Origin of the sequence: Allobosea sp. CS1GBMeth4, from assembly GCF_900185715.1 — a bacterium.
GTDB lineage: Bacteria > Pseudomonadota > Alphaproteobacteria > Rhizobiales > Beijerinckiaceae > Allobosea.
The window spans coordinates 89,026-113,445 of sequence record NZ_FYAS01000003.1 but is presented as its reverse complement, the minus strand read 5'-3'; the positions used below and the strand labels follow the sequence as shown (position 1 = coordinate 113,445).

Genomic DNA, 24,420 nt, shown 5'->3' with positions numbered 1-24,420 from the left:
CTATCGGAACGGCGGCTCGTCGAAGCTCCTGAGCTTGCGCGAGTGGATCGAGGCGCCCGCCTCCTTGAGCTTCTCCAGCGCGGCGAGGCCGATCTTGAGATGCTCGCCGACGGCGCGCTCGTAGAAGGCGTTGGCGGCGCCCGGCAGCTTGATCTCGCCATGGAGCGGCTTGTCGGAGACGCAGAGCAGGGTGCCGTAGGGCACGCGCAGCCGGTAGCCCTGCGCCGCGATGGTGCCTGATTCCATGTCGATCGCGATGGCGCGCGACAGGTTGATGCGCTTGCGCTCCTTGCTCCAGCGCAGCTCCCAGTTGCGGTCGTCCTGGGTGACGACGGTTCCGGTGCGCAGGCGCTGCTTCAGCCGGTCGCCCTTCTCGCCGGTCACCTCGGCGGCCGCTTGCTGCAGCGCGACCTGGACCTCGGCCAGCGCCGGGATCGGCACGTCGGGCGGCACCAGCTCGTCGAGGATGCCGTCCTGCCGGAGATAGGCATGGGCGAGCACGTAGTCCCCGATGATCTGCGTCTGCCGCAGGCCGCCGCAATGGCCGACCATCAGCCAGCAATTGGGCCGCAGCACCGCGAGATGGTCGGTGATGTTCTTGGCGTTGGAGGGGCCGACGCCGATATTGACCAAAGTGACGCCCTCGCCTTCCGTCCGGACCAGGTGATAGGCCGGCATCTGGAAGCGGTGCCAGGGCGCCGACATCACCCGCTCGGCGGCGCTGACGTCGATGCCGTCGCGGTCGATGCGGATGCCGCCCGGCGCGATCAGGGCCTGCGCGGTGCCGGCCTCGATCTCGGCCAGGGCGAGGCGGACGAACTGGTCGACATAGCGGTGGTAGTTGGTCAGCAGCACCCAGGGCTGCACGGCGCGCCAGTCCGTACCGGTGTAGTGGACCAGCCGCCGCAGCGAGTAGTCGACCCGGACGGCGTCGAACAGCGAGAGCGGCCGCGGCTCGCCCTCGACGATCTCGAACGTGCCGTCGGCGATCTCGTCGCCGACCAGCGCCAGCAGCGGCGTCGGAAAATGCCGGGCGAGCTCTGCGGCTGTGACCGTGCCGCGGCCGAGCTCGTCGCCGCCGTCGAGTGCGTAGGGGTAGGGGATCTCCTGGTTGCTGATGCCCGTCTCGATCGTCGCGCCATAATCCTCGACCAGCGGCTGGAGCTGGTCGAGCAGATAGGCGCGGAACTCGGCCGGCTGCGTCACCGTGGTCGAGTAGACGCCGGGCATGGCGAATTTCGCATAACCGCGCCGCGTCGCCGTCGGCAGCTTGGACGGCTCGTAGGTGACGCGCAGCATCGGGTAGCGGTAGAGCGTCCGCTCCTCCGGGGTCGGCGGCTGCGCCGTCAGGAAGAAGCGCTGCAGATCGTTGCGCAGCGCCGTCCGCGCCTGGCCGTACAGCAGCTCCAGCCGGTCGACGGCCTCACGCGGTGTGGCGGCGATCTCGAATGTCATGCGCGAACGAACCTCTCGTTCGGGCTGCTTGTAGCGGGCCCGGCGAGGCCCTGACAACAGCGCCGAACCGAGGCTGCTTGCGGCTGCCCGAATTTCGGATACAATTATCCTATGACGACAGCCCGCCTCGCCCCGGCCACGACCGCGTCCGCGCTTGCCGGGCGCCTGCGCGAGGCGATCGATGCCGGGCGGTGGCGTCCGGGCGAACTTCTGCGCCAGGAGCAGATCGCCGCCGAATACGGCGTCAGCCGCATCCCGGTGCGCGAGGCGCTGGCGCAGTTGCAGAGCGAGGGCCTGCTCGAGGTCGCGCATTATCGCGGCGCGCGGGTCAGCCGGCCGCGGCCCGAGGAGATCGACGAGCTGTTCGATCTCAGGCTGATGATCGAGGGCGATTTGCTGGCGCGGGCGCTCGGCCGGCACGACCAGCGCTCGCTGCGCGAGCTGAAGCGGTTGCAGGATGCGCTGGACGATGCCGATGACCGGCTCGGCTGGATCGCCGGGGACATCGCCTTCCACCAGGCGCTCTACGGGCCGGCGCAGCGCCCGCGCAGCCTTGCCCTGTTCCGCCAGCTGCGCGCGCCGATCGACCGGTTCAGCGTGCAAGCGCTCGGGCCCCGCTCGCGCAAGCAGGGCTGGGCCGACGAGCACCGCCAGCTGATCGCCGCCGTCGCGGCGGGCGACGCGGCGGCGGCCGGGACCATTCTCGAAGGACATCTGCAGGCAACGCGCGCGGTCGTGCTCGCGGCCTGCGCCGGACAGGGAGAGAGCTGATGGCGACGCATGGCGCGACGATCACCTGGCAGCGCGGCGACGAGGTCTTCGTCGACAACCGCTACAGCCGTGCCCATCGCTGGCGCTTCGACGGCGGCCTGGAGGTGCCGGCCTCGAGCTCGCCGCATGTGGTGCGCGCGCCCTTCTCCGATCCGGCCAATGTCGATCCGGAGGAGGCCTACGTCGCCGCCCTGTCGAGCTGCCACATGCTCTGGTTCCTCAATCTGGCGGCGCTGCGCGGCTTCCGGATCGACAGCTATGCCGACGCCGCCGAGGGCGTGATGCTGAAGAACGCCGAGGGCAAGGAATGGGTCGCGACCGTGACGCTCAGGCCGCATGTCGTCTTCGGCGGCCCGCAGGCGCCGGACGAGGCCGCCGTGCAGGCGTTGCATCACGACGCGCATGCGAACTGCTTCCTGGCCAATTCGGTCCGTTCGGCGATCGCGACCGAAGGCAGCTGGGCCTATGAGGCGACAGGCTGAAAGCTTGCGCCGCGGAGCGACTCGTCTCGATCGCTGATCGCCGCTGGCGATCGTGAGGACCCGGCGGGATCGGAACGCCCGCTACTGCGCCGCCAGGAGATCGTCATCGGCGACGAGCCTGCCGATGAAGCCGAGCTGGCGATCGACGCAGGCCTCCCGCTCGTAGCGTGCGGCGACGGTCTGGCGCGCGGCCGTCCGCAGCGGCGTCAGTTCGGGCCCTCTGTCGAGCGCCGCGATCACCGTCTTCGCCAGCCTCGCCTCGTCGAAGAAGGGCGCGAGCAGACCGTTGACGCCGTGCCGGACCACCTCCTGGACCGGCGGCGTCGCCGAGCCGACGATCAGCGCGCCGCAGGCCATCGCCTCCAGCAGCGACCAGGACAGCACGAAGGGGACGCTCAGATAGACATGGGCGGCCGAGACCTGGAACAGCCTGACCAGGTCGGCATGGGCCAGCCAGGGGAGGTGGACGATCCGGTCCCCGAGCCCGGTCTCCTCGAGCATGACCTCGCGCCAGAGCCGGCCATCGGGGCGCGGCCGGCCATAGCCGGCGCCATCGCCGCCCACCGCGACGAACAGCGCCTCCGGCCGCGCCTCCGCGATCCGCGCCGCCGCCCGCATGAATTGCGGGTAGCCGCGATAGGGGTCGAGGTCGCGGGCCGCGAAGGTGACCACGGGATCGCCGGGGCGCAGCACGCGTCCGTCCGGGAGGGTGAAGGCCGCCTGCGCATCGGGCCGGCAGAGCTGGACGTCGATGCCGTCATGGCAGACCGCGATGCGCTGCTGCAGCGCGCGCGGGTATTGCTGCTGCTGCCAGCGGGTCGGCGCATAGGCGAAGTCGAGCGTCTGCAGCGTCACCAGCTGCGCGGCGTTGCGCATGCGGATCCGGCGCCGCTCCGCCTCCGGCACGGTGAAGGCCGGGTCGAAATCGAGATCCGAGCCGGCGGCGTTGTAGAAATACTCGCAATAGCCGATCAGCGGCACGCCCGGCATCGCGTCCTTGGCGAAGAGCATGCCGCCCCAGCCGACATGGCCGACGATCGCGTCGGGGCGGTCGTGCCGGCGCAGCCGCGTCAGCTCCGCCGCGACCGCCTCGCCGGTGCGGACATGATAGTCGGTCGCCGCCAGCGTCGCATGCGCCGTCGCCGGCTCGCCGACGGCATAGGCGATCTGCCTGATTCCTGGGCGCTCGGGCTCGGGCCTCTCCGTCACCAGCGTCACCTCGCCGCCATCGGCGACGAGGCGCGCGATCAGGTGAGCGAACTGACCAGATCCTGAACGATGAACGAATAGGACGTGCATGAGGCCAGCAGGATCCCGCCGTAACGCAGCGCGTCGCCCCACCATTGTTCGAGGCGGCGCAAGGTGTCGTGGGTGGTCTGGAGGTCGGCCTCGATGTCGATGTCGAGGCCCTGGCCGAACTGGCTGGTCTCGTCGAGGAGCTTCAATCGCTCGACGAGGAGCTGCCCCTTCGGCGAGAGCGAAATCCGGGCGAGGCGGCGGTCACGCGGCGAGGCCCCGCGCTCCAGATAGCCGCTCTCGACCAGCTGCTTGAGATTGTAGGAAGCGTTCGAGCCGACATAGTGGCCGCGGTCGAGCAGGTCGCGCACCGCGATCTCGCCCGAGCCGATCGTGAACAGCACCATCACTTGCGACGGCGAGATGTCGTCGACGCCGAGCTTGCTGAGCTCCAGCCTGAGATAGTCGAGGAAGCGCCGGCTGACCCGCTCGATCATCCGGGCGAGATCGAGCTGCGACACCGGCGCCCGGGCCGGACCTGATTCGGGTTCGAGAGCGCGCACGCCGTCGCGCGCATCTCCGTTGAAGGCATTGCCTAGGAATCGAGCGCCGTCATGGGGTTTTAGATGCATTCCCTACTCCGCCTGATCTCGAAATGAGCAGTCAGCCCTCCGAGCCTCCTCGGTTGACGAATAGCCTATACGCAAAGCACATGCCACCCCAAATGGGGTGGGATTAAGTTTTTATTGATTGCGGCATAGTCATGAACTGTTTCAAATTTTGAAATATAGCACCGTTCTGCCATATTCTCGATAAATACCTATATTTCACAATCTCTCATCTGTCATAATATAGACACGAGTTGTGTGACACCCTCATAATAACTCGAACATCTCACCTTGTCGCCTCAGGCGCGTTCGGCGCCTTCTGATGGCCGCCCCCATTCGGAGATCCGCATGAAGGTTGCGACCCAGTCCGCCGACGTTCTGATTCGAACGCTCCAGCGCGCTTTCGCCGGCGGGCTGGCCTATGCGGGCTTCCTCAGCCTGTGCGTGAACATCCTGCTGCTGACCGTGCCGCTGTTCATGATGCAGATCCAGGATCGCGTCATCGTCAGCCGCAGCTACGACACGCTGACCATGCTGCTCGTGATCGCGGTCGGAGGGCTGGCGCTCTACGGGGTGGTCGAATTCATCCGCTCGCTCACCTTCCAGGCGATGGCGAGCATCTTCGCGCGGCGGCTCAACCTCCCCGCCCTGCAGGCGGCGGTCGCGACCTCGCTCGAAAAGGGATCCGGCCAGGCGACGCAGGCGATCCGCGACCTCAACGAGATCCGCTATTTCGTTGCGAGCTCGGCGATCGCGACGCCGCTGGAGGCGATGTGGTCGCCGATCTTCCTCGCCGTGCTCTTCGCCTTCCACTGGATCTACGGCCTCGTCGGCCTCGCCTCGCTGCTGATCCTGCTGCTGCTCGGCGTCCTCTCCGACATGCTGACCCGGCGCGCGCTGAAGGAGGCGAACGAGGAGGGCGTCGCCTCGATCAACGAGATCAGCTCCACCCTGCGCCATGCCGAGACGATCGAGGCGATGGGCATGCTGCCGGCGCTGTCCAGCCGCTGGCGCACCAGGCAGATCGCCATGCTGGAGCATCTCGATCTCGGCACGCGTCGCGGCAAGTTCGTCGCGGCGGTGACCCGCTCCAGCCGCATGACCATGCAGCTCGCCATCTATGCGACGGGTGCGGTGCTGATCATCAAGCACGAGGTCACGGCCGGCACGCTGATGGCGGCGAGCATCCTGCTCGGCCGGCTGCTGGCGCCGTTCGATTCGATGATCTCCGACTGGCGGCAATGGGTTCTGGCCGCTGCGGCGTGGAAGCGTGTGCGCGAGCTGCTGCAGTCGCAGAGCTCCCAGCGCCAGAGCGTCCCGACGCCGGCGACGGAGGGCGACCTCGTCATCGACCGGCTGGTCTATGCCCCGAAAGGTGGCGAGCAGACGGTGATCAAGGGCGTCTCCTTCATGCTCGCTCCGGGGGAGGTGCTCGGTCTGATCGGGCCGTCCGGAGCCGGCAAATCGACGCTCGCGCGCCTGCTCGTCGGCGTGCTCAAGCCGAATGTCGGCGGCGTCTATCTCGACGGCCACAACACCTATCTCTGGGAGCGCGGCTCCTTCGGCGACATGGTCGGCTACCTGCCGCAATCGGTCTCGCTGCTCGACGGCACCATCGCCGAGAACATCGCCCGCATGCGCAGGCCGGACCCGCACGCCATCCTCGAGGCGGCGCGGATCGCCGGCGTGCACGAGCTGATCGGCCGTCTGCCGCTCGGCTACGATACCAACGTCGCCGACAGCGACTTCAAGCTCTCCGGCGGTCAGCGCCAGCGCATCGGCCTGGCGCGGGCCCTCTACGGCATGCCGCGCCTGATCGTGCTCGACGAGCCCAACGCCAATCTCGACGCCGAGGGCGAGCAGAGCCTGATCCGTGCCATCCAGGCGGCGCGCGAGAGCGGTGCGATCGTGGTCCTGATCGCGCACCGCCCCTCGGTGATGCAGGTCGTCGACAAGATCCTGGTGCTGCGCGAGGGCCGCGTCGCCCAGTTCGGCCCGCGCTCTGCCATCGCCGGCATGATCACCCCCGGCGGCGTCGTCGAGCTCGATCCGGCGAAGCAGGTTCCGCAGGTCCGCGAGGTGAGCGCATGAACGAGCTGCCGATGCTGCGCCGGCCCGATCGCGCGCTCGTGCCCCTGAAGGCCGAGGCCGAGCCCGAGGAGCGCATGCCTTCGCTGCGCAACCTGATCCTCGCCGGCGTGGCCGCCGTCGCGATCGGCTTCGGCGGCTTCGGCGCCTGGGCGGTGACGGCCCGGCTCGACAACGCCGCCGTCGCGCAGGGCACCGTGATCGTCGACAGCCGGCGCAAGACCGTCAGCCATCTCGAGGGCGGCATCCTCAAGACCCTGCTCAAGGCCGAGGGCGAGCGTGTGGTCAAGGACGAGCCGCTGCTCCTGCTGGAGGACGCCCGCGCCCGCGCCGAGCTGCAGCAGCTCGAAGGCAAGCGCGTCGGCCTCGAGGCCCGGCTCGCCCGGCTGCGCGCCGAGCAGAGCGACGCGGCCCAGATCGATTTTCCCGACGATATCGAGAAGGCGCCCACGCCGATCGCGCGCGAGGTCGTCAAGGCCGAGCGTGCGCTCTTCCGCGCCCGCGCCCAGGTCTATGACGGCAAGACCCGCATCCAGCAGCGCGTCATCGAGCAGCATCAGGCCGAGGCCGAGGCGTTGCAGGCGCAGATCGACGCGGTGCGCCACCAGCGCACGCTGATCGACGAGGAGGTGAGGACGATCGCCGACCTCTACGAGAAGCGCTACGCCAAGCGCTCCCAGCTCGTCGAGCTGCAGACGCGGCAGAGCGAGCTGACCGGGCGCGCCGGCGAGATGGCGGCGCGCAAGGCCAAGGCCGAGCAGGCCGTCGCCGGCGCCGAGCTCGAGATCAAGGCGATCAGCCTCGATCGCCAGAGCGAGATCGCCAAGGAGCTCCAGGACAGCCAGCTCCAGCTCTCCGAGGTGGTCGAGCGCATCGTCCAGGCGCAGGACGTGCTGCGCCGGCTGGTCGTGACCGCGCCGCAGGAGGGCGTCGTCGCCAATATCCGCATGCGCACCGCCGGCAGCGTCGTCGCCGCCGGCGAGGCGATCCTCGACATCGTGCCCGAGCAGGAGCCGCTGATCGTCGAGGCCAAGGTCGATCCCCGCGACATCGACTCGGTCCGCGTCGGCGCCGAGACGCAGGTCCGGCTCACCGCCTTCAACGCGCGGCTCCTGCCCCCGCTCCTGGCGAAGGTCAGCTATGTCGCAGCCGACCAACTGGTCGATGAAAAAACCGGCAACGCCTTCTTCGTCGTCCGCGCCGAGATCACGCCGGAGAGCCTGAGCGAGAATAAGGTGACCCTGCACGCCGGCATGGCCGCCGAGGTGCTGATCGTCAACGGCAGGCGCTTCGCCGCCGATTACCTGCTCTCGCCGCTCCGCGACAGCTTCAACCGCGCCTTCCGGGAGGATTGAGCTTCATCTGTCGGGCTAGCGCGCGAAAATAGAAGGTGAAGACGAAGAGAGTCTTATCACGAACAAAATACTTTGAAAGTCATAGCAACTTTGCTGTATAATTACGCAAGCAATAAGAGATTAAAAGACAAAAATATTGCTGCATCGCAAAAAAGTCATAATAGATTGCTTGATGCGACACATATATTGGCTACTCTCCCGGTCGTCGAACGATGGCGGGCTTTGGTTCGCCGTCAGAACTGCACCACGAGCCAGAGTAGGCGACAAACGACGCCCATTATTCTGGCGGTGCTCTCAGATCCACCCAGGAGGTGACGAATGGCCACGATCGAAGGCAGCGCATTCGACGATTTCTTGATTGGGACACGCTTCAGTGACGTGGTCCATGCTGGCGCCGGCGATGACTTCGTCAGAAGCGGCAACGGCGACGACACGGCTTTCGGTGAGGACGGCGACGACATCATCTTCGGTGATGGCGGCGACGATTTCCTCTCCGGTGGCGCGGGCGACGACGCCCTCTTCGGCGGCAATGGCGATGATGCCCTGCTCGGCGGCGATGGCGACGACTTCCTCTCCGGCGGCAATGGCGAGGACGTCCTCACTGGCGGCGCGGGTGACGATGTCCTGGCCGGCGGCAACGGTGACGACGTGCTCCGTGGCGGCCTCGGCGACGACGTCCTGCTCGGCGGGCGTGGCGACGACGTCCTGCAGGGCGGCGCGGGCAGCGACATCCTCCAGGGCGGTGCCGGCAACGACATCCTCCAGGGCGGCGCGGGCGAGGATCTGCTGTTCGGCGGCGCGGGCGACGACGTTCTCGCCGGCCGCGCGGGCGACGACGTCTTCGTCTTCAACGGCGGCGGCGGCAACGACCTCGTGCTCGATTTCGAGGCCGGGCAGGATCTGCTGCAGATCGCCAACGGCATCAACGGCACCGACATCGGCTCCGCGGCCGACGTGGCGGCGCGCGCCGTCACCGTCAACGGCAATGCCGTCGTCGATCTCGGCCATGGCGACACCGTGACCATCGTCGGCGTCACTGCCGAGGACATCCAGGCCGATCCGAACTCCTACTTCACGGTCGCCTGACGCAACGCGGCGCCGGCCCCATCCGGCCGGCGCCGCCCCATGTCCTCACGGAACACAGCGCCCATGCTCTCTCTCGCGCCTTTGTCGGTGGCGGACGGTCTGAGTCCGCAACTGCATCTGTCCAGGCTGAGCGGCTCGGTCTTCCTGCTGAGCTGGACCATCGAAACGCCCGTGCTCGCGCGGCCCCGCATCGCCCTCGCGGCGCGTGACAGGCGGCTCGTCTCGGCCTCGGTCGTCCTCGCGCTCGGCGACGGGCGCCTGCGCGCCGTCGCCGCCTTCCGTCATGGCGGTCCCGGCGAGGTCGTCGCGACGCTGTCGGACGACAATCCCGCCGGCGACACCACGGCCCGCTTCGACCCGGATCTGGTCCACGGCATGGCCGATGCGGAGGACCTCCTCCGCGACGCCACGCCGGATGCGCGCCGCACGCTGGCGAACGCGCTGGTCGGCCATTGGCCCGGCCTGTTCGGCTTGGGCGAGAGTGCGGGCTATCTCGGATTCCTGCGCCAGTTCCTGCTGATCCTCGCGCACAAGCCGGCGTCGGCTACGCCCGTCGCCAGGCTCGCCGACGGCAAGGTGCTGCTGGAATCCTCGGTGCCGGGCCGCCTCACCGGAGTGCGCGCCTGCTACCGTCTCGATCCGGGCGGGCTGTCGCGCCTCTCTGCCCGCCCGCGGCTCGGCCGTGCCGACCGCGCCGGCAATCGCGCCCTGCACCTGATCGTCGACGAGTTCCCGCCGCAGGCCGGCGGCACGCTGATCCTGCAGAGCGAGGCCGGCCTCATCGTTCGCACCGTGACCGCCCGGCAGGACGTTCCCTCGCTCGGGCGCTGGTGGAACAGCAAGGCGAGCAGCCGCGACGGCCTGCGCAGCTGGCTCGTCGAGCAGCTCGCCGGCCTCTCGGAGCAGGGGCGTCTGCTGGCGGTCGAGATGCAGCGGCGGCTGCCGCTGCCGGTCCAGAGCGTCCGGCGCAATGACGACCTGACTTCCGCCGAGCTCGACCTCGCGGTGACGACGCCCGCCGGCCTGCTGCTCGGCGGCTGGTATCGCGATCCCGACGGCCTGCTCGACGAGATGCTGCTGCATCGCTCCGAGGGCGAGCCGATGGCGGTACTCGAGCGGCTCGACCGCTTCCCGGCGCTGCTGCCGGCCGGATCCACAGGCGATGTGAAGCGGGCCACCGGCTTTGCGGCGTTCGTGCCCGGCTACGCTTCCGGCGCGCCCGTGCTGCAGCCGCGGGTGGAGCTCAGGCTGAAATCGGGCACCTCCCTGTTCCTGCGCCCGGCGGTGCAGCCGGTCGATGCGACGGCGGTCCGCGCCCGCGCTCTGGCCGCGATTCCGCCGCAGCACCTCGATGCGCGGATGCTGGAACGCACCATCGCGCCGGTATTGGCCGAATGCCAGCAGGCGTTGCGCGAGACCCTGCCGGAGCCGCGGCTGAGGAGCTTCGGCAAGGGGCCGGCCAGCCCGGCCGTCTCGGTGGTGATTCCGCTCTACCGCGTCTACGATTTCCTGCGCGTCCAGGTCTCGGCCTTCGCCGCCGATCGCTGGTTCGCCGAGAAGGCCGAGCTGGTCTACGTGCTCGATTCGCCCGAGCACGAGGCCGAGGTCCACCACCTGCTCGGCGGGCTCTTCCTCGCCTATGGCCTGCCGATGCAGCTCGTGGTGATGGGCCGCAATGGCGGCTTCTCGGCCGCTTGCAACGCGGGCGCCCGGGTCTCGCGCGGCCAAGCGCTCGCCTTCGTCAATTCGGACGTGATCCCGACCGGCGAAGGCTGGCTGCCGGCGCTGCTGCAGCGGCTCGAGCCGCATCGGCGCACCGGCGCGGTCGGCCCGAAGCTGCTCTATGACGACGGCTCGCTGCAGCATGCCGGCCTCTACTTCAAGCGCGACAGCAAAGGCACCTGGCTCAACCATCATTACTTCAAGGGCATGCCGGGCCATTATGCTCCGGCCAATGTCGAGCGCCCGGTTCCCGGCGTCACCGGCGCCTGCATCGTCCTGCCGCGGGCGCTGTTCATGGAGATCGGCGGCTTCGACGACGCCTATGTCATCGGCGATTACGAGGACAGCGATCTCTGCCTGAAGATCGCCCGCGCCGGACTCGGCGTGGTCTATGTCCCGAGCGTCCAGCTCTACCACCTCGAGCGCCAGTCGATCTCGAAGAGCCTCGACTACACGCGCGGCGTCGCCTCGCAGCACAATTCCTGGCTCCAGACCAGGCGCTGGGACAGCGAGATCGCGGCGCTGATGGCGGCGGTCGACAACCCGGCACCGCAGCAGCAGTCCGTGCCGGCGCCGGGCCTGCGTCCCGATCCCGAATTTCTTCTCTCCCGCGCCAATCTCAGGAGGGCGACAGCGGCATGACGGCGACCCTGGCCTTGCGACAGACCATGCCGGATCCGGCTTCCGCCCCCGCGCCGGCGACGCCCGAGCTCGCCTGGCTCATGGCCCATGTCCAGACGAACCGCTTCCTGCCGCACCCGCCGCCGGATTCGATCTTCGTCGGCGACGGCGACTATCGCGCCATCGGCGCCGAGTTCCTCGGCCATTTCGTCCGCATCGGCAGGCTGCAGCCGCATGAGCGCGTCTTCGACATCGGCTGCGGCATCGGCCGCATGGCGGTGCCGCTGACGCAGTATCTCGACCCGGAACGCGGCAGCTATGACGGCGTCGATCCGGTGATGGACGGCATCCTCTGGTGCGCCCAGACGATCACGCCCGCCTATCCGCGTTTTCGTTTCCAGCGCCTCGACATCGCCCATCCGCTCTACAACCCGCAGGGCTCGCTGCCGGGCAACGAGGTGCGCTTCGGTTTCGCAAACCAGAGCTTCGACTTCATCACCATGATCTCGGTGGCGACGCACCTGCCGCCGGACGAACTCGTGGTCTATCTCGACGAGGCGGCGCGGCTGCTGGCCCCGGGCGGACGTCTCTTCCTCACCGCCTTCGCGCTCGACGGGCAGATCACCGGCCAGGAGCGCCTGAAATTCCGGCGCTGGGGCGAGGGGCCGGGCTGGTACGCGATCGAGGAGGCCCCCCTGGCCGCGGCCGGCATCGATGCCGGCTTCCTGCTCGAGCATGCGACGCGAGCGGGCTTCGCCGTGGAGCGGCTCGACCCCGGCCATTGGCGCGGCCGGAACGCCGCCCATTACCAGGATCTGCTGGTCGCGGTGAAGCCGGGAGGCGCGCGATGAGCCGGCGCATCCTGGTCGTCGCCCATAATCACCCGGATCTCCATCCCGGCGGTACCGAGATCTTTGCCCATGATCTGGCGAGAGCCTATCGCGCCGAGGGCTGCGAGGTGCTCTTCCTCGGCGCGACCAACGCAGTCCACCGCGAGCCGCATCCCGGCACCGCCTTCCAGGCCACCGGCGCGGATGGCGACCTGCTGTTGTGGAGCGGCCATTTCGACCGCTTCCATCTCAGCCAGATCGATCATTACGGCACCTTGCAGGATCTCGGCGCGCTGCTGACCGAGTTCCGGCCGGACGTCGTCCACGTCCACCATCTCGTGCTGATCGGCGCCGAGTTCCTGGCGCTGGCGCGGCGGCTCCTGCCGCAGGCGTCGATCGTGATGACACTGCATGACTACTATCCGATCTGCCATCATGACGGGCTGATGCTGCGGGCGAGCGACCGCCAGCGCTGCCCCGGCGCCTCGCCCGCCAATTGCCATGGCTGCTTCCCGGAGATCGGGCCGGACCGCTTCCTGCTGCGCGAGCGCTTCCTCAAGACGCATCTCGCCGCCGTCGACCGCTTCGTCGCGCCGAGCCGTTTCCTGCGTCAGCGCTATGTCGACTGGGGCCTGCCGGGCGACAAGATCGAGGTCGTCGCCAATGCGCGCCCGGCCCGGAACCCGGTGCCGCACCGGCACACCCATGGCGCCCGCAACCGCTTCGGCTATTTCGGCAACCTCAACCCGTGGAAGGGCGTGCTGCCGCTGCTGGAAGCGGCGAAGCTCATGCGCGGGCAGGGCGCCGACGGTTTCGAGCTCCGCATCCATGGCGGCGCGCCGTTCCAGAGCGAAGCTTTCATCTCCGCCCTGGACGAGGCGCTGGCCGGAGCCGGCGCCGAGGTGGTGCATTGCGGGCCCTATCGCCGCGACGAGATGCCGGCGCTGATGGCCGAGATCGACTGGGTGGTGATGCCCTCTATCTGGTACGAGAACGCGCCCCTCGTCATCCAGGAAGCCTTCCAGCAGCTGCGGCCGGTGATCGCCAGCAATATCGGCGGCATGGCCGAGATGGTCCGCGACGGCGTCGACGGGCTGCATGCCCGCCCGGGCGATCCGCGCCATCTCGCGCAGGTGATGCAGCGGGCCGCGCGCGAGGACGGGCTCTGGCGCCGCCTCGTCGACGGCATCGAGCCTAGTCCCGGCATGGAGGTCTGCGCGCAGGCGCATCTTGCCCTGTTCGATCAACTCAAGCTGGCGGAGGCGGCATGACCGGCATGACGACGATGCACAGTCCGGACGGAACGGTGCCCGAGGCGAGCCTTACCCCGGCCCGGCTCAACGGGCGCGTCGACGCGCTCGACGGCAACCGGCTGCACGGCTGGATCTGGGACGAGGCGCGTCCCGAGGAGCGGCTCGCCGTGCGCCTGCTGCGCGACGGCGTCACGGTGCAGGAGGCGGTGGCCGACCAGGGCCGCATCGACCTGCGCCGCAACGGCATCGGCGACGGCAAGCACGCCTTCGCGATGGAGCTCGACGACCGCACGGCCGCGGCGCGCGAGGCGCTGACCATCGTCGGCGTCTCGCCGAGCACCGGCGCCGAGCTCGAGCTGCGTCTGCCGCCGCCGGCCGAGCTCGCGGCGGAGGCGGCGATCGCAGTGCCGCTCGCTCGCTTCTTCGACCGGGTCGAGGCGCTGATCGCGCTGCAGCGGCGCTCGCAGCTGACCCAGAAGGAGCTGCTCGACAAGGTCGGCGAGCTCGGTGAGCGCCTGACGGAACACCGCCAGCGCGAGGCGCAGGCGAAGCAATCCGAAGAGGCCGAGGGACACGGCGCGATCGCGGCGCGGCTCGCCGAGCTCGATGTCTTCCAGATGCGCTTCGACCAGACGCTGCGCGCCTTCGACGACCGGCTCGTCGCGATCCGCAAGGAAGCCAAGGCGCCGCTTCGGCAGGTCACGGTCGTCCTCGGCTTCCTGTCGGGCCTGGCGGCACTGCTCTCCTTCGCCACGCTGGCCGTCACTCTGATGGGCGGGTGAAGCGATGAACGAGGTCATCATTCCCGAGCGGACCAGGGTCAGCCCGGCGCCGACCGTCGCCTGGACCCCGCTGGGCGAGAACGCGATCCTGGTGATGAGCGCCTGCGACGCGCTGCCCGGCAAGGTGCCGGTCGCGGTCGACGGCAATCCGCGCAACAAGGTCGAGACCATGGCGCTGACCTGGCGCCGGCCCCAGGCCGACGCGACGCAGGCGGTCGGGTTCCTCTGCCTGGCGCCCGCCCCCGCGCCGGACCGTGCCGGTGCCGGCGCGATCCTGCTCGGTCGGCCCGGACGGCCGCTGCGGCTGATCCTCGCGCCGAAGCCGATGCCGCTGCAGACCTTCCTCGGCATGCTCGCCGACGAGTCCGGCCATGCCTTCCCGACCGTCGTCGACGGCCTGCTCGAGGTGCTCCTGTCCGGCAAGCCGAATCCGCGGCGCCTGCGCGCCGTCGGCATGCTGCTGCAATCGGTGGCCAAGCCGGGCGGCTTCGTCGAGGTGATGGGGCCGCTCGACGACGGCATCTTCCTGCAGGGCTGGACCTCCAACTTCGCCGCCGGCCGGACCAAGCTGCTGATCGCCCATGGCGGGCTCTCGCCGGCGGTGCTGGAGGCCGGGACCTTCGAGCGCGACGATCTCGGCGAGGGCGCGCGCGGCTTCTTCGGGCTGCTGGAGGACTGCGTCATCCGCCACCCCAGCGAGATCGAGCGGCTGTTCTTCCGCGCCAATGACGGCTGGCGCGCGCTCGAGGTCTATGACCGCCATGTCCTGCTCGAGCAGATCACCGTACCCGGCCATCTCCGCGACGGGCTGCAGCGCGGCACGGCGCCGCCGGCGACCGCGGAGAAGTTGAAGCAGGCCTCGCAGCGCTTCGACGGGCGCGACACCGTCTCCTTCCTCGACCAGCCGGTGCGCGCCGGTATCGACGACGCCACCATCGTCGAGGGCTCCGGCGTGCTCGTGATCGGCTGGCTGTTCGATCCCGATCGCCTCACCGGCGAGGTCATGCTGCGCAGCGGCACGCAATCCTGCGCCGTCGACAAGATCTGGACGCGGGCGGCGCGGCCGGACGTCACCGCCGCCTTCGCCGAGGATCCGCGCTTCGGCCCGGCCATGGCGAGCCGGCGCAACAGCCACGGCTTCATCGTCTTCGCCCCGAAGCTGCTGCCGGAGCCGGGCCAGCCGCTCTATCTCGAATTCGAGGTCGCGGGGCATGGGCCGGCCTTCCTGCCGCTCGCGCCCGGGCGCAGCCCGGCGCGGCGTGCGCTGGAGCGGGTCTTCGGCCTGCTCGATCCGCGCTCCTCGACCGCCGCGGCCGTGGTCGAGAAGCAGATCGCGCCGGCGTTGCAGGCCGCCGAGATCGCGCCGCCCAGGGCGATCGAGACGCATGACACCGGCAGCTTCAACGCCGATGCGGCGCTGGGCCTGGTGATCGGCCTCGACCAGCGCCAGCGCGAGCTTTCCAGCCTGTTCGCCCTGCTCGCGATCGACCCGGAGGTGAGGTCGCTGCCGATCGTGGTCGCCGCTCCCGGCGAGAGCTTCGACCGGCTCGGCGCCGAGGCGCGCCGGCTGGCGCGCTTCTACGGGCTCCAGCTCCGGCTCGTCCTGGTCGAGGGCGTCGAGGATACGTGCGACGCGCTCGAAGCCGGCGTGCGCGCCTGCCGGTTCCAGACGGTGGCGCTGCTGTCCGGTGCGGCCCAGATCCGCATGCCCGGCTGGCTCGGGCGGCTCGAGCGCGCCTATCGCGGCCGCGGCGGGCACTGCGTCGCCAGCCCGACCTTGCTGTTCGAGGACAATTCCATCCGCTGGGCCGGCGCCTGGCTCGAGGGCGAGGGCGCCGGACGGCGTGTCTACAATCGCTTCGTCGGCTATCCGCTGGATGCGATCGGCAGCCTCGGGCCGATGGAGGTCGCCGCCGGCGCCACCGAATGCTGCGTCATGTCGCGCAACGCCTTCCTCGAGGCGGACGGCTTCTCGCGCGGCTACTTCACCACCGGCGAGAAGGGCCTCGATCTCTGCCTGAAGCTCCGGATGAACGGAGTGCCCTCGCTCTGGGTCCCGGAGGTCGAGGTCTATGTCGTCGAGGACGCCGAGTCCCGGCCGCATGTCGGCGCGCTGATCAGCCTCGCCGACCGCGCGAGCTTCGACCGGCGCTGGGCCCTCGCCATTTCCAACATGAGAGGATGAGCATGCGTATCCTCGTCGTCTCGCACGGCCACCCCTCCTTCTCGCTCGGTGGCGCCGAGATCGCCTCCTACAACCTGCACAAGGGCTTCCAGGCCAGGCCGGAGGTCGACACCCACTATCTCGCCCGGGTCGGCGCGCCGACGCCGCGCCATGCCGGCACGGCCCTGATGAGCCTGCGCCAGCGCGGCGGCGAACTGCTCTACTACGCCGAGGACTACGACCATTTCCTGCTGTCGAACCGGGCGACCGAGGAGATCGAGCGCGACTTCGTGCGCGTGCTGCGCGATCTCAAGCCGGATGTGGTGCATTTTCACCACTTCATCGGCCTCGGCCTCGAATGCCTGTTCGCGGTGCGCGACACGCTGCCGGACGCGCTGATCGTCGTGACCTTCCACGAATATCTGTCGATCTGCCACCATCACGGGCAGATGGTGAAGACCGGCGCCTTCAAGCTCTGCTACCGGGCCTCGCCGAGCGACTGCAACGCCTGCTTCCCCGACATCGCGCCCTCGCGCTTCCTGGCGCGGGAGACCTTCATCAAGGGCATCCTCAATCTCGCCGACCATTTCGTCTCGCCGAGCCGCTTCCTGGCCGAGCGCTACCAGCAATGGGGGCTCGCGGCCGAGCGCTTCTCGGTGATCGAGAACGGCATCGACGTCGCCGAGGCGGCGCCGCCGCGACCCCTGCCGGAGGGCGAGAAACGGCGCTCGCGCTTCGCCTATTTCGGCCAGCTCACGCCCTACAAGGGCGCGGACGTGCTGCTCGACGCCGTCACCCGCATCCCGGAGCAGGTCTGGGGCGAGGACAGCGTGCTGCTGGTCTATGGCGGCAATCTCGACCGGCAGCCGGAGGCCTACAAGAAGAAATTCGCCGAGCTGGTCGAGGCCGCCGGCCGGCGCGTGCGCTTCTGCGGAGCCTTCCAGAACCACGAGATGCCCGACCTGATGCGCTCGGTCGACTGGGTGGTGATGCCCTCGGTCTGGTGGGAGAACTCGCCAATCGTGATCCAGGAGGCCTTCTTCCACGGCCGCCCGATCCTCTCCAGCAATCTCGGCGGCATGGCCGAGAAGATCACCGACGAGGTCGACGGCCTGCATTTCCGCTCCGGCAGCCCGGAGGATCTCGTCGACTGCATGACCCGGGCATTGAGCGAGCCCGGGCTCTGGGAGCGCCTGCGCGCAGGCATCAGGAAGCCGCTCAGCCATGTCGACTGCGCCGACCGGCATCTTGCGCTCTATCAGCGCCTGATCGCCGAGCGGGGCACGCCGGCTTCGGCCAATCGCGTCGCCGCGCCGATGATCGCGTGAGCTGCGCGCAGATAACAAGGGAGAACGCACCCATGGCCCGCATCCTCGTGATGAGCCCGTCGGGGGAGGTCTACGACCACGACAATGTGCGCTGGTACGAGCACGCCCGGCTGCAGAGCCATATCGACCACTACCACAATATCGGCGACGCCTTCGTCTTCGATTCCTCGCTGAAGCTGCTCGATTTCGAGACGATCGAGGAATTGCCGATCACCAGCGTCGACCAGGCGCAGATCGACCGGTTCAACGCCGAGTTCGACTATGTCTTCCTGCGCGGCTCGAACTATGTGCACGCCCAGATGGACTGGAGCCGCACCGCCGAGGTGCTGCGCCGGCTGAAGCTGCCGGTGATCGCCTTCGGCATCGGGGCGCAGGCGCCGGTCAGCGGCAGGCTCGAGCTCAGCGAGGACAGCAAGACCGTCCTCAGGCTGATCGCGGACTCGACCGCCTCGCTCGGGGTGCGCGGCACCTATTCGGCCGAGGTGATGAACGGGCTCGGCATCCGCAACGTCCGGATCATCGGCTGCCCGACCGCCTTCCGCAGCAACCGGCCCGACCTCGCCATCCGCCTGCCGGCGCTCGACGCGGTCAAGCAGGTCGGCGTCACGCTGCGTCGCGAGGTCTCCAAGCTCTACGCCAAGGACATCAAGCGCTATCTCACCTTCCACCGCGATCTGGTGAAGGCGATGGCGGAGCGCTTCGAGGTCACCCTCATGTCCCAGGGCGAGGTCGAGGAGAAGAAGCTCGCCCTCGGCACACCCGAGCAGAAGCTGGAAGGCATGGCCGCCCTGCGCGAGAACGGCTGGGCGGCAGAATGGTATCTCGACGAGCGCATGGAAGGGCTCTACCGCGACCGGATGTTCTATTCGGACGTGGTCGCCGATTACGAGCAGCTCGTCCGCAAGCTCGATCTCGTCCTCGGCTACCGGCTGCACGGCAATCTGATGGCGCTCGCCAACGGCACGCCGGCGATCTACTTCACCTATGACAGTCGGACCGTCGAATTCGCCGAGACCTTCCAGATCCCGAGCGTCGACGTCTTCGGCGACACGCCGTTCAGCCTCGAGGACTACTGGGACCAGGCGCGCTTCGACCGCTTCAACGCGGCCTATGCCCGCGTCTACGGCGCGATGAGCGCCTTCCTCAGCGAGAACAGGATCCCTCACAAGATGGTGCAGCCGCAGGCGGCCGCGCCGGTCCCGCCTGCCCCCACGGCCAAGGAGCCGGAAAGGAAGGTGGCATGAGGAGCGCCCGCCTCGCCCGGGCCTGGCTGCTGCCCGTCGCTCTGCTGCTGGCGGCGCCCGCGGCTGCGCAAACCCGGGCGCCGAACTATCGGCTGGAGATCGCGCCCGACGCGAAGGAGGAGACGGTCGTCTCCTGGGCGCGCGAGCGCTGCGAGGAATGGGACCTGCCGGACGCGCCGCTGCGCGCCTTCCGCGACAGCAAGGGCGAGGTCGTCGCCTTCGCCAGCCATTACCGCAGCCGGCCGTTGATCGGCGGCAGCCTCGCCACGATCCGCAAGAGCTGCGCGGTCTCCTTCGAGGCGAGGAACAGCGCCGATCCGAGCCAGTTCAGCGACAAGAGCTGGATCGCCGCGACCTGGACCGGCGATGGCCGCAATGTCGAGGCGCTGGTGCACGCCGAATACCATGCCGACAAGCATCCCGGCGCCTGCCGCTTCAAGGATGCGATGAGCTGCTGGTACAACGTCGTCACCGCGGCCCGGTCGAGCGATGGCGGCCTGAGCTTCAGGACCGACGAGCCGCGCGCGCTGGTAGCGGCGCCCGGCTTTCCCCAGGAGGTCGGCCAGGGCCGGCATCGCGGCTTCTTCAATCCCTCCAACATCGTCCAGAAGGACGGCGCCTGGTACGCGCTGATCATGACGACCGGCGGCGAGGGGCAGAAGAACGGTGTCTGCCTGTTCCGGTCGACCAACATCAAGGATCCGACCTCCTGGCGCGCCTTCGACGGCCAGGATTTCACCATCCGCGCGGTCGATCCCTATCGCGACGATCTCAGCCAGGCGCGGCCCTGCCAGACGCTGAAGCCGCTGCCGACCACAGTCGGTTCGCTGACCCGGCACGAGCCGAGCGGGAAATGGCTCGCCCTCTTCCATCTCGGGCCAGACCCCGGCCAGAACATCGCCGGCGGCCGCGTCGCCTATAGCTGGTCCGACGACCTCGTCCGCTGGTCGCCGCTGCAGACGCTGATGGTGCATCCGACCATGTGGAGCAGGAACTGCAGCGACCGGCTGCGCTACGGCTATGGCGCGCTCGCCGATCCCGCCTCGCGCTCGCGCAATTTCGAGACGACCGGCGACGAGGCCTATCTCTTCATGACCAGGATGAAGGTCGCCGACTGCAAGCTCGGCCCCGATCGTGACCTGGTCCGTCTCAAGGTGCAGTTCGTCAAGGAGGGGTCATGAACGCGCCCGTGCTCGATCTCGGCCAGGTGGTCTCGGCCGACAACGCCACCAGGATCCTGCGCGCCACCACCGGCGAGGTCGTCGTCGCCGTCGGGCGCCGGCCCGATCGGAGCTGGCCGGCGCTCAGGCTGATGCTGGACGGGCAGGATTACGCCACCATCCATCCCGGCGCGATCGTCACCGGCGAGGCCGATCTCGCCGAACTGACGATCCCGCTGCCGCGCCTGCCCGCCGGGCGTCCCCACTCGGTCGCGGTCGCCGATGCAGCCACAGGCACGCTCGCCCCGGGCTCGAACCTGCGTCCGATCGCGACCGAGACCAAGCTGCGCGCGCTGGTGATCTATCCCGCCGGCGAGGTCCATGAGCACGACAAGGTGCGCTGGTATCGCGCGCCGATGGAGAAGCTGCTCAGCGACTATTTCAACATCGGCGACATGATCGTCTACGATTCGACGCTGAAGCTCCTGCGCTATGCGCATCTCGAGCCGATGAAGATCATGTCCCCGACGGAAGCCGACATCGAGCGCTATGCCAGCGAGTTCGACTTCGTCTTCGTGCGCGGCTCGAACTTCATCCACGAGAACATGGAATGGTTCCGCGCCGTCGAGGTGCTGGAGAAGGTCAAGCTGCCGGTCTACGCCATCGGCGTCGGCGCGCAGGCCAGCCAGAACCGCAGGATCGAGCTGCCCGAACCCTCCAGGCGCTTCTGGTCGATCGTCGCCGAGCGCTGCGCCTCGATCGGCGTGCGCGGCGCCTTCAGCGCCGAGACCCTGCGCCAGAACGGCATCCGCAATGTCGAGGTCGTCGGCTGCCCCTCGATCTTCCGCACGCGCAATCGCGACCTCAGGATCCGGGTCCCCGATCAGCGCGAGATCCGCAAGGTCGCCTTCAGCCTGCGCCGTGAGGCCGACAAGAGCTACACCGCCGATCCCGAAGCCTATCTGCGCAACCAGAAGGCCGCCCTGCTCAAGGTCGACGCCCAGAGCGAGATGGTGATGTCCTCGCATGGCGAGCAGGAGGAGAAGGCCTTCTTCCTGCGCGACGCCGCGGCGAAGGAGAAGGCGGTCGCCGAATTCGTCAGGACCGGGTGGTGGGACGGCCCGGACGACTCGCCGATGCGGCGCATCTACGAGAACCAGCTGTTCTCCTTCTTCGACGTCGAGCGCTACGACGAATTCGCCCGCTCGCTCGATCTCGCCGTCGGCTACCGCGTCCATGGCGTCTTGCCGGCCGTCGCGCATGGCGTCCCGGGCGTGCTCGTCGCCTACGACACCCGCAGCCAGGAACTCGCCGAGACGCTGAAGATCCCCGTCGTGCCGGAGGCGGCGCTGGCCGAAGGCGGCTGGCGCGCCGTCTACCAGGAGGCGGCGCTGAACGCGCTCGCGAGGAGCTATGCCGGCTCCTATGACCGCATGCGCGGTTTCCTCGACCGCAACGGCATCCCCCACCGCATGTGAGAGGCAAGGATCGGCGCGACGGAGATCGCGCCGGCTGCAGGGAAGCGCCCCGGAGCTCTCCGGGCCCCGGCGAGCGCCGCGGGCCCTGACTTGCGAAGTCCGCGACGTACCGAGCCCGAATGGTTTCACCGAACCCAGGAGACGGTCATGAAGATCGAATACGATGCCGGCACCGCCCTCGCCATCATGCGCGCCAATCCGGTGCGCGGCTGGATCTCGGGCAAGCCCGAGAAGATGGCCCGGGAGCGGCTGACCACCGGCGGCTATCTCTCGGTCGAGCACAAGCCGAAATTCCAGATCGATCCGTCCTGGCCGATCTTCACCATGGGGTCGTGCTTCGCGCGCGAGGTCGAGAACATCCTGATGGCGCGCGGCCTGTCGCTGCTGCTCGACGGCCATGGCGTGCCGGCCGAGCATTTCGAGACCTGGAACGAGGAGACCGGCCGGGGTGGCGGCGCCAATCGCGGCGAACTCTCCCGCGGCGCGCTCAACAAATACTCCGTGCGCTCGATGGCGCATGAGCTGAAGCGCGTCCTGCGCGGCGAAAGCTACCCCGATGACGGCCTGATCGAGCTCGCCCCCGGGCAATGGTTCGACCCGCATGCCAGCGGCCTGAAGCTGCTCGACCGCGACAGCGCCTTCGCCAACCGCAAGCGCCTCGCCCAGGCGACGGCGACGATCAGGCAGGCGCGCCTGTGCTTCTTCACGCTCGGCCTGACCGAGACCTGGCTCGACGCGCAGACCGGCATCGCCATGAACGCCCATCCGGGGCCGAACTGGCTGCAGCGCATGCCGGAGCGTTTCCGTTTCGTCGATTACGGCTACGACGCCACCCTGGCCGACATGCTCGACATGATCGGGCTGATCCGCGAGCACTGCCATCCGGAGATGCGCTTCGTCGTCACCGTCTCGCCGGTGCCGTTCGGCGCGACCTTCAAGGACGCCGACGTGATCGTCGCCAACAGCGCCTCGAAATCGGTGCTGCGCGCCGTCGCGGAAGAGCTCTTCCGCCGCTTCGACTTCGTCGACTACTTCCCGAGCTACGAGATCGTACTCAACTCGCCGCGGGCGATCGCCTTCGAGGACGACCAGCTCCATGTTGCCCGCAACATGGTCGCGCATGTGATGACGACCTTCCAGAACGCCTATCTGCCGGCCGCCGAGCAGTCGCAGGCGGCTTGAGTCCTTGCGGGCGCCGCGCGGTTCCGGCCGCGCCGGGCCGGCCTCCGCCATCGAACAATTTTCCGCCGGGCGGGTTGCTTCGGGGCCGGTCACAAGACCGGCCGAAGCGTGCAACGATGGCGGCGCCGGACAGGCCCGGCGCTGGCTGGTGGAGGACGAGATGAACGTCGCCAATCTACAGCTCGAAGGGGTGCTGCTGGCCTTCACGGCCGTGCTGCGCTCGCTGGTGGCGTCGGGCGCGCTGAGCGAGGCGCAGCTCGAGGCCGCCCTGGCGGAGGCGGAGCAGGCCGGGCTGGCGGACCGGCAGCGCTGCGGGCAGCTCAGCCCGAGCCAGCGCGACTCGCTGGCCTTCGCCGCCCGCTTCCTGTCGATCGCGACCCGCCCGGAAGGCGGGATGCGCGCGTTCTCGGAAGTCGCGCGCGAAGTCGGCCGTACCACCTGAGCAGTGCCCCCGGAATCCGGGGGGGCGGCATGGCCGGGCCAGCCATGCGTCGTGCGATTGCGTCGGTGCAATCCCGGTCTTGTCCCGCTTGGGGAAGACAAGCGCCGGCGGAAGCGCCATCTAGCGGGGAGCGGCCGTGCGGCCGCAGATCCGGAGCAGATCATGTCGGAAACCGCGGAGACCCTCGCTCGTCAGAGCCGCAACGAGGCGCTCGATGCGCCCGTTCATATCGGCGCGGTCTCGCTGCGCGTGCGCGACCTCGCCGGACTGACGGCCTTCTATCGCGATGCGATCGGGCTCTCGGTGATCGGCCAAGACGCCCGCCGGGCCGTGCTCGGCGCCGGAGGCGAGGCGCTGGTGACGCTCGAAGCCGGGGCGCAGCACCCGTCCTCCGCCGCCGGATTGTTCCACATGGCGATCCTGCTGCCCTCGCGTCGCGAGCTCGGCAACTGGCTGCGCCACGCGGCCGAGACATCGGTGCCGCTGGAAGGCGCCTCGGACCATCTCGTCAGCGAGGCGCTCTATCTCTCCGACCCCGAAGGCAACGGCATCGAGATCTATCGCGATCGTCGCCGCGCCGAATGGCCGCGCCGCGACGGCGGCGGCATCGCCATGGCGACCGAACGGCTCGATCTCGACGCCCTGCTGCGCGAGGGCGACGGCCGGCCCTATGCGGGCATGCCGGAGGGCACGGTGATGGGCCACATCCATCTGCGCGTCGGCGATGTGGCGCTGGCGGAAAAGTTCTACCGCGACGCGCTCGGCTTCGACGTGATGGTGCATTATCCGGGCGCGAGCTTCCTGGCGTCCGGCGGCTACCATCACCACATCGCCGCCAATGTCTGGCACAGCCGCGGCGCCGGGCCGCGCCGGGAGGGCGAGGCCGGCCTGTCGAGTTTCGAGCTGGTCGCGCGCGACGAGGAGGCCTATGCCGCCCTCAGCCGGCGCATGGCGGCCGCCGGCGGCGACGCCGCCTCCGCCGCCGATCCCTGGGGCAACCGCATCACGCTCCGGCGCTGAGCGCCCTGGAGCGCCTGTCGATCGGACCGAATCGCCATTGCGAGCGCAGCGAAGCAATCCGGAAGGAGGCCTGCTGCCGCTGGATTGCTTCGTCGCTGCGCTCCCTCGCAGCG

20 protein-coding genes are annotated in these 24,420 nt (G+C 69.0%); 17 read left to right on the top strand and 3 right to left on the bottom strand.

Annotation, left to right across the window (positions count from 1 at the left end; all coding sequences use genetic code 11):
• The gene (locus CS1GBM4_RS01880) at nucleotides 1–1,455 is read right to left on the bottom strand and encodes an AMP nucleosidase (protein WP_186416985.1); all 1,455 of its coding nucleotides are present in this window, start codon (nucleotides 1,453–1,455) and stop codon (nucleotides 1–3) included.
• Nucleotides 1,456–1,566: 111 nt separating this feature from the next.
• Between CS1GBM4_RS01880 and CS1GBM4_RS01875 the strand changes: the two genes are divergently transcribed.
• Together CS1GBM4_RS01875 and CS1GBM4_RS01870 are read left to right on the top strand one after the other, a co-directional pair.
• Nucleotides 1,567–2,226, top strand: coding sequence for a GntR family transcriptional regulator (locus CS1GBM4_RS01875; protein ID WP_186416984.1), 660 nt, complete (start codon nucleotides 1,567–1,569; stop codon nucleotides 2,224–2,226).
• Nucleotides 2,226–2,708, top strand: a complete 483-nt coding sequence (locus CS1GBM4_RS01870; RefSeq protein WP_186416983.1) for an OsmC family protein — start codon at nucleotides 2,226–2,228, stop codon at nucleotides 2,706–2,708. Before CS1GBM4_RS01875 ends, CS1GBM4_RS01870 begins: the two co-directional genes overlap by 1 nt.
• 81 nt (nucleotides 2,709–2,789) lie before the next feature.
• Here CS1GBM4_RS01870 and CS1GBM4_RS01865 read toward each other — a convergent pair whose 3' ends face one another.
• Nucleotides 2,790–4,007: a glycosyltransferase gene (locus CS1GBM4_RS01865; RefSeq protein ID WP_186416982.1), complete on the bottom strand. Its 1,218-nt coding sequence runs from the start codon at nucleotides 4,005–4,007 to the stop codon at nucleotides 2,790–2,792.
• Nucleotides 3,956–4,507 carry a MarR family transcriptional regulator gene (locus tag CS1GBM4_RS01860; protein ID WP_244606999.1) on the bottom strand — a complete coding sequence of 184 codons (552 nt, stop codon included), beginning with the start codon at nucleotides 4,505–4,507 and terminating at the stop codon, nucleotides 3,956–3,958. Before CS1GBM4_RS01860 ends, CS1GBM4_RS01865 begins: the two co-directional genes overlap by 52 nt.
• Nucleotides 4,508–4,900: 393 nt before the next feature.
• Here CS1GBM4_RS01860 and CS1GBM4_RS01855 point away from each other — a divergent pair, with 393 nt between their 5' ends.
• The 15 genes from CS1GBM4_RS01855 to CS1GBM4_RS01785 all read left to right on the top strand — a co-directional run bounded on the left by CS1GBM4_RS01855 (nucleotide 4,901) and on the right by CS1GBM4_RS01785 (nucleotide 24,307).
• Complete coding sequence (locus tag CS1GBM4_RS01855; RefSeq protein ID WP_186416980.1) at nucleotides 4,901–6,643, top strand: type I secretion system permease/ATPase; 1,743 nt, start codon at nucleotides 4,901–4,903, stop codon at nucleotides 6,641–6,643.
• Nucleotides 6,640–7,995, top strand: a complete 1,356-nt coding sequence (locus CS1GBM4_RS01850) for an HlyD family type I secretion periplasmic adaptor subunit (RefSeq protein WP_186416979.1) — start codon at nucleotides 6,640–6,642, stop codon at nucleotides 7,993–7,995. The genes CS1GBM4_RS01855 and CS1GBM4_RS01850 overlap by 4 nt, the downstream gene beginning before the upstream one ends.
• Before the next feature lie 318 nt (nucleotides 7,996–8,313).
• Nucleotides 8,314–9,081: a calcium-binding protein gene (locus tag CS1GBM4_RS01845; protein WP_186416978.1), complete on the top strand. Its 768-nt coding sequence runs from the start codon at nucleotides 8,314–8,316 to the stop codon at nucleotides 9,079–9,081.
• Between the two features lie 63 nt (nucleotides 9,082–9,144).
• Nucleotides 9,145–11,445: a glycosyltransferase family 2 protein gene (locus tag CS1GBM4_RS01840; protein WP_186416977.1), complete on the top strand. Its 2,301-nt coding sequence runs from the start codon at nucleotides 9,145–9,147 to the stop codon at nucleotides 11,443–11,445.
• A complete protein-coding gene (locus tag CS1GBM4_RS01835) occupies nucleotides 11,442–12,275 on the top strand; it encodes a class I SAM-dependent methyltransferase (protein WP_186416976.1) in 834 nt (277 codons plus the stop codon). Before CS1GBM4_RS01840 ends, CS1GBM4_RS01835 begins: the two co-directional genes overlap by 4 nt.
• Nucleotides 12,272–13,525, top strand: coding sequence for a glycosyltransferase family 4 protein (locus tag CS1GBM4_RS01830; RefSeq protein ID WP_186416975.1), 1,254 nt, complete (start codon nucleotides 12,272–12,274; stop codon nucleotides 13,523–13,525). Before CS1GBM4_RS01835 ends, CS1GBM4_RS01830 begins: the two co-directional genes overlap by 4 nt.
• Entirely contained in the window at nucleotides 13,522–14,289 is a 768-nt protein-coding gene (locus CS1GBM4_RS01825; RefSeq protein WP_186416974.1) for a hypothetical protein, read from the top strand. Before CS1GBM4_RS01830 ends, CS1GBM4_RS01825 begins: the two co-directional genes overlap by 4 nt.
• Nucleotides 14,290–14,293: 4 nt before the next feature.
• On the top strand, nucleotides 14,294–16,474 hold the full coding sequence (locus CS1GBM4_RS01820) for a hypothetical protein (RefSeq protein ID WP_186416973.1): 2,181 nt from the start codon (nucleotides 14,294–14,296) through the stop codon (nucleotides 16,472–16,474).
• On the top strand, nucleotides 16,471–17,781 hold the full coding sequence (locus CS1GBM4_RS01815) for a glycosyltransferase family 4 protein (protein ID WP_186416972.1): 1,311 nt from the start codon (nucleotides 16,471–16,473) through the stop codon (nucleotides 17,779–17,781). The genes CS1GBM4_RS01820 and CS1GBM4_RS01815 overlap by 4 nt, the downstream gene beginning before the upstream one ends.
• Before the next feature lie 32 nt (nucleotides 17,782–17,813).
• Nucleotides 17,814–19,025 (top strand): polysaccharide pyruvyl transferase family protein, encoded by a 1,212-nt coding sequence (locus CS1GBM4_RS01810; RefSeq protein ID WP_186416971.1) that lies wholly within the window; start codon nucleotides 17,814–17,816, stop codon nucleotides 19,023–19,025.
• Nucleotides 19,022–20,206, top strand: coding sequence for a hypothetical protein (locus CS1GBM4_RS01805; protein ID WP_186416970.1), 1,185 nt, complete (start codon nucleotides 19,022–19,024; stop codon nucleotides 20,204–20,206). Before CS1GBM4_RS01810 ends, CS1GBM4_RS01805 begins: the two co-directional genes overlap by 4 nt.
• Nucleotides 20,203–21,663: a polysaccharide pyruvyl transferase family protein gene (locus CS1GBM4_RS01800; protein WP_186416969.1), complete on the top strand. Its 1,461-nt coding sequence runs from the start codon at nucleotides 20,203–20,205 to the stop codon at nucleotides 21,661–21,663. Before CS1GBM4_RS01805 ends, CS1GBM4_RS01800 begins: the two co-directional genes overlap by 4 nt.
• A 147-nt stretch (nucleotides 21,664–21,810) precedes the next feature.
• Nucleotides 21,811–22,845 (top strand): GSCFA domain-containing protein, encoded by a 1,035-nt coding sequence (locus CS1GBM4_RS01795; protein ID WP_186416968.1) that lies wholly within the window; start codon nucleotides 21,811–21,813, stop codon nucleotides 22,843–22,845.
• Between the two features lie 160 nt (nucleotides 22,846–23,005).
• Entirely contained in the window at nucleotides 23,006–23,287 is a 282-nt protein-coding gene (locus tag CS1GBM4_RS01790) for a hypothetical protein (protein WP_186416967.1), read from the top strand.
• Between the two features lie 162 nt (nucleotides 23,288–23,449).
• Nucleotides 23,450–24,307 carry a VOC family protein gene (locus CS1GBM4_RS01785; RefSeq protein WP_186416966.1) on the top strand — a complete coding sequence of 286 codons (858 nt, stop codon included), beginning with the start codon at nucleotides 23,450–23,452 and terminating at the stop codon, nucleotides 24,305–24,307.
• Nucleotides 24,308–24,420: the final 113 nt, after the last annotated feature.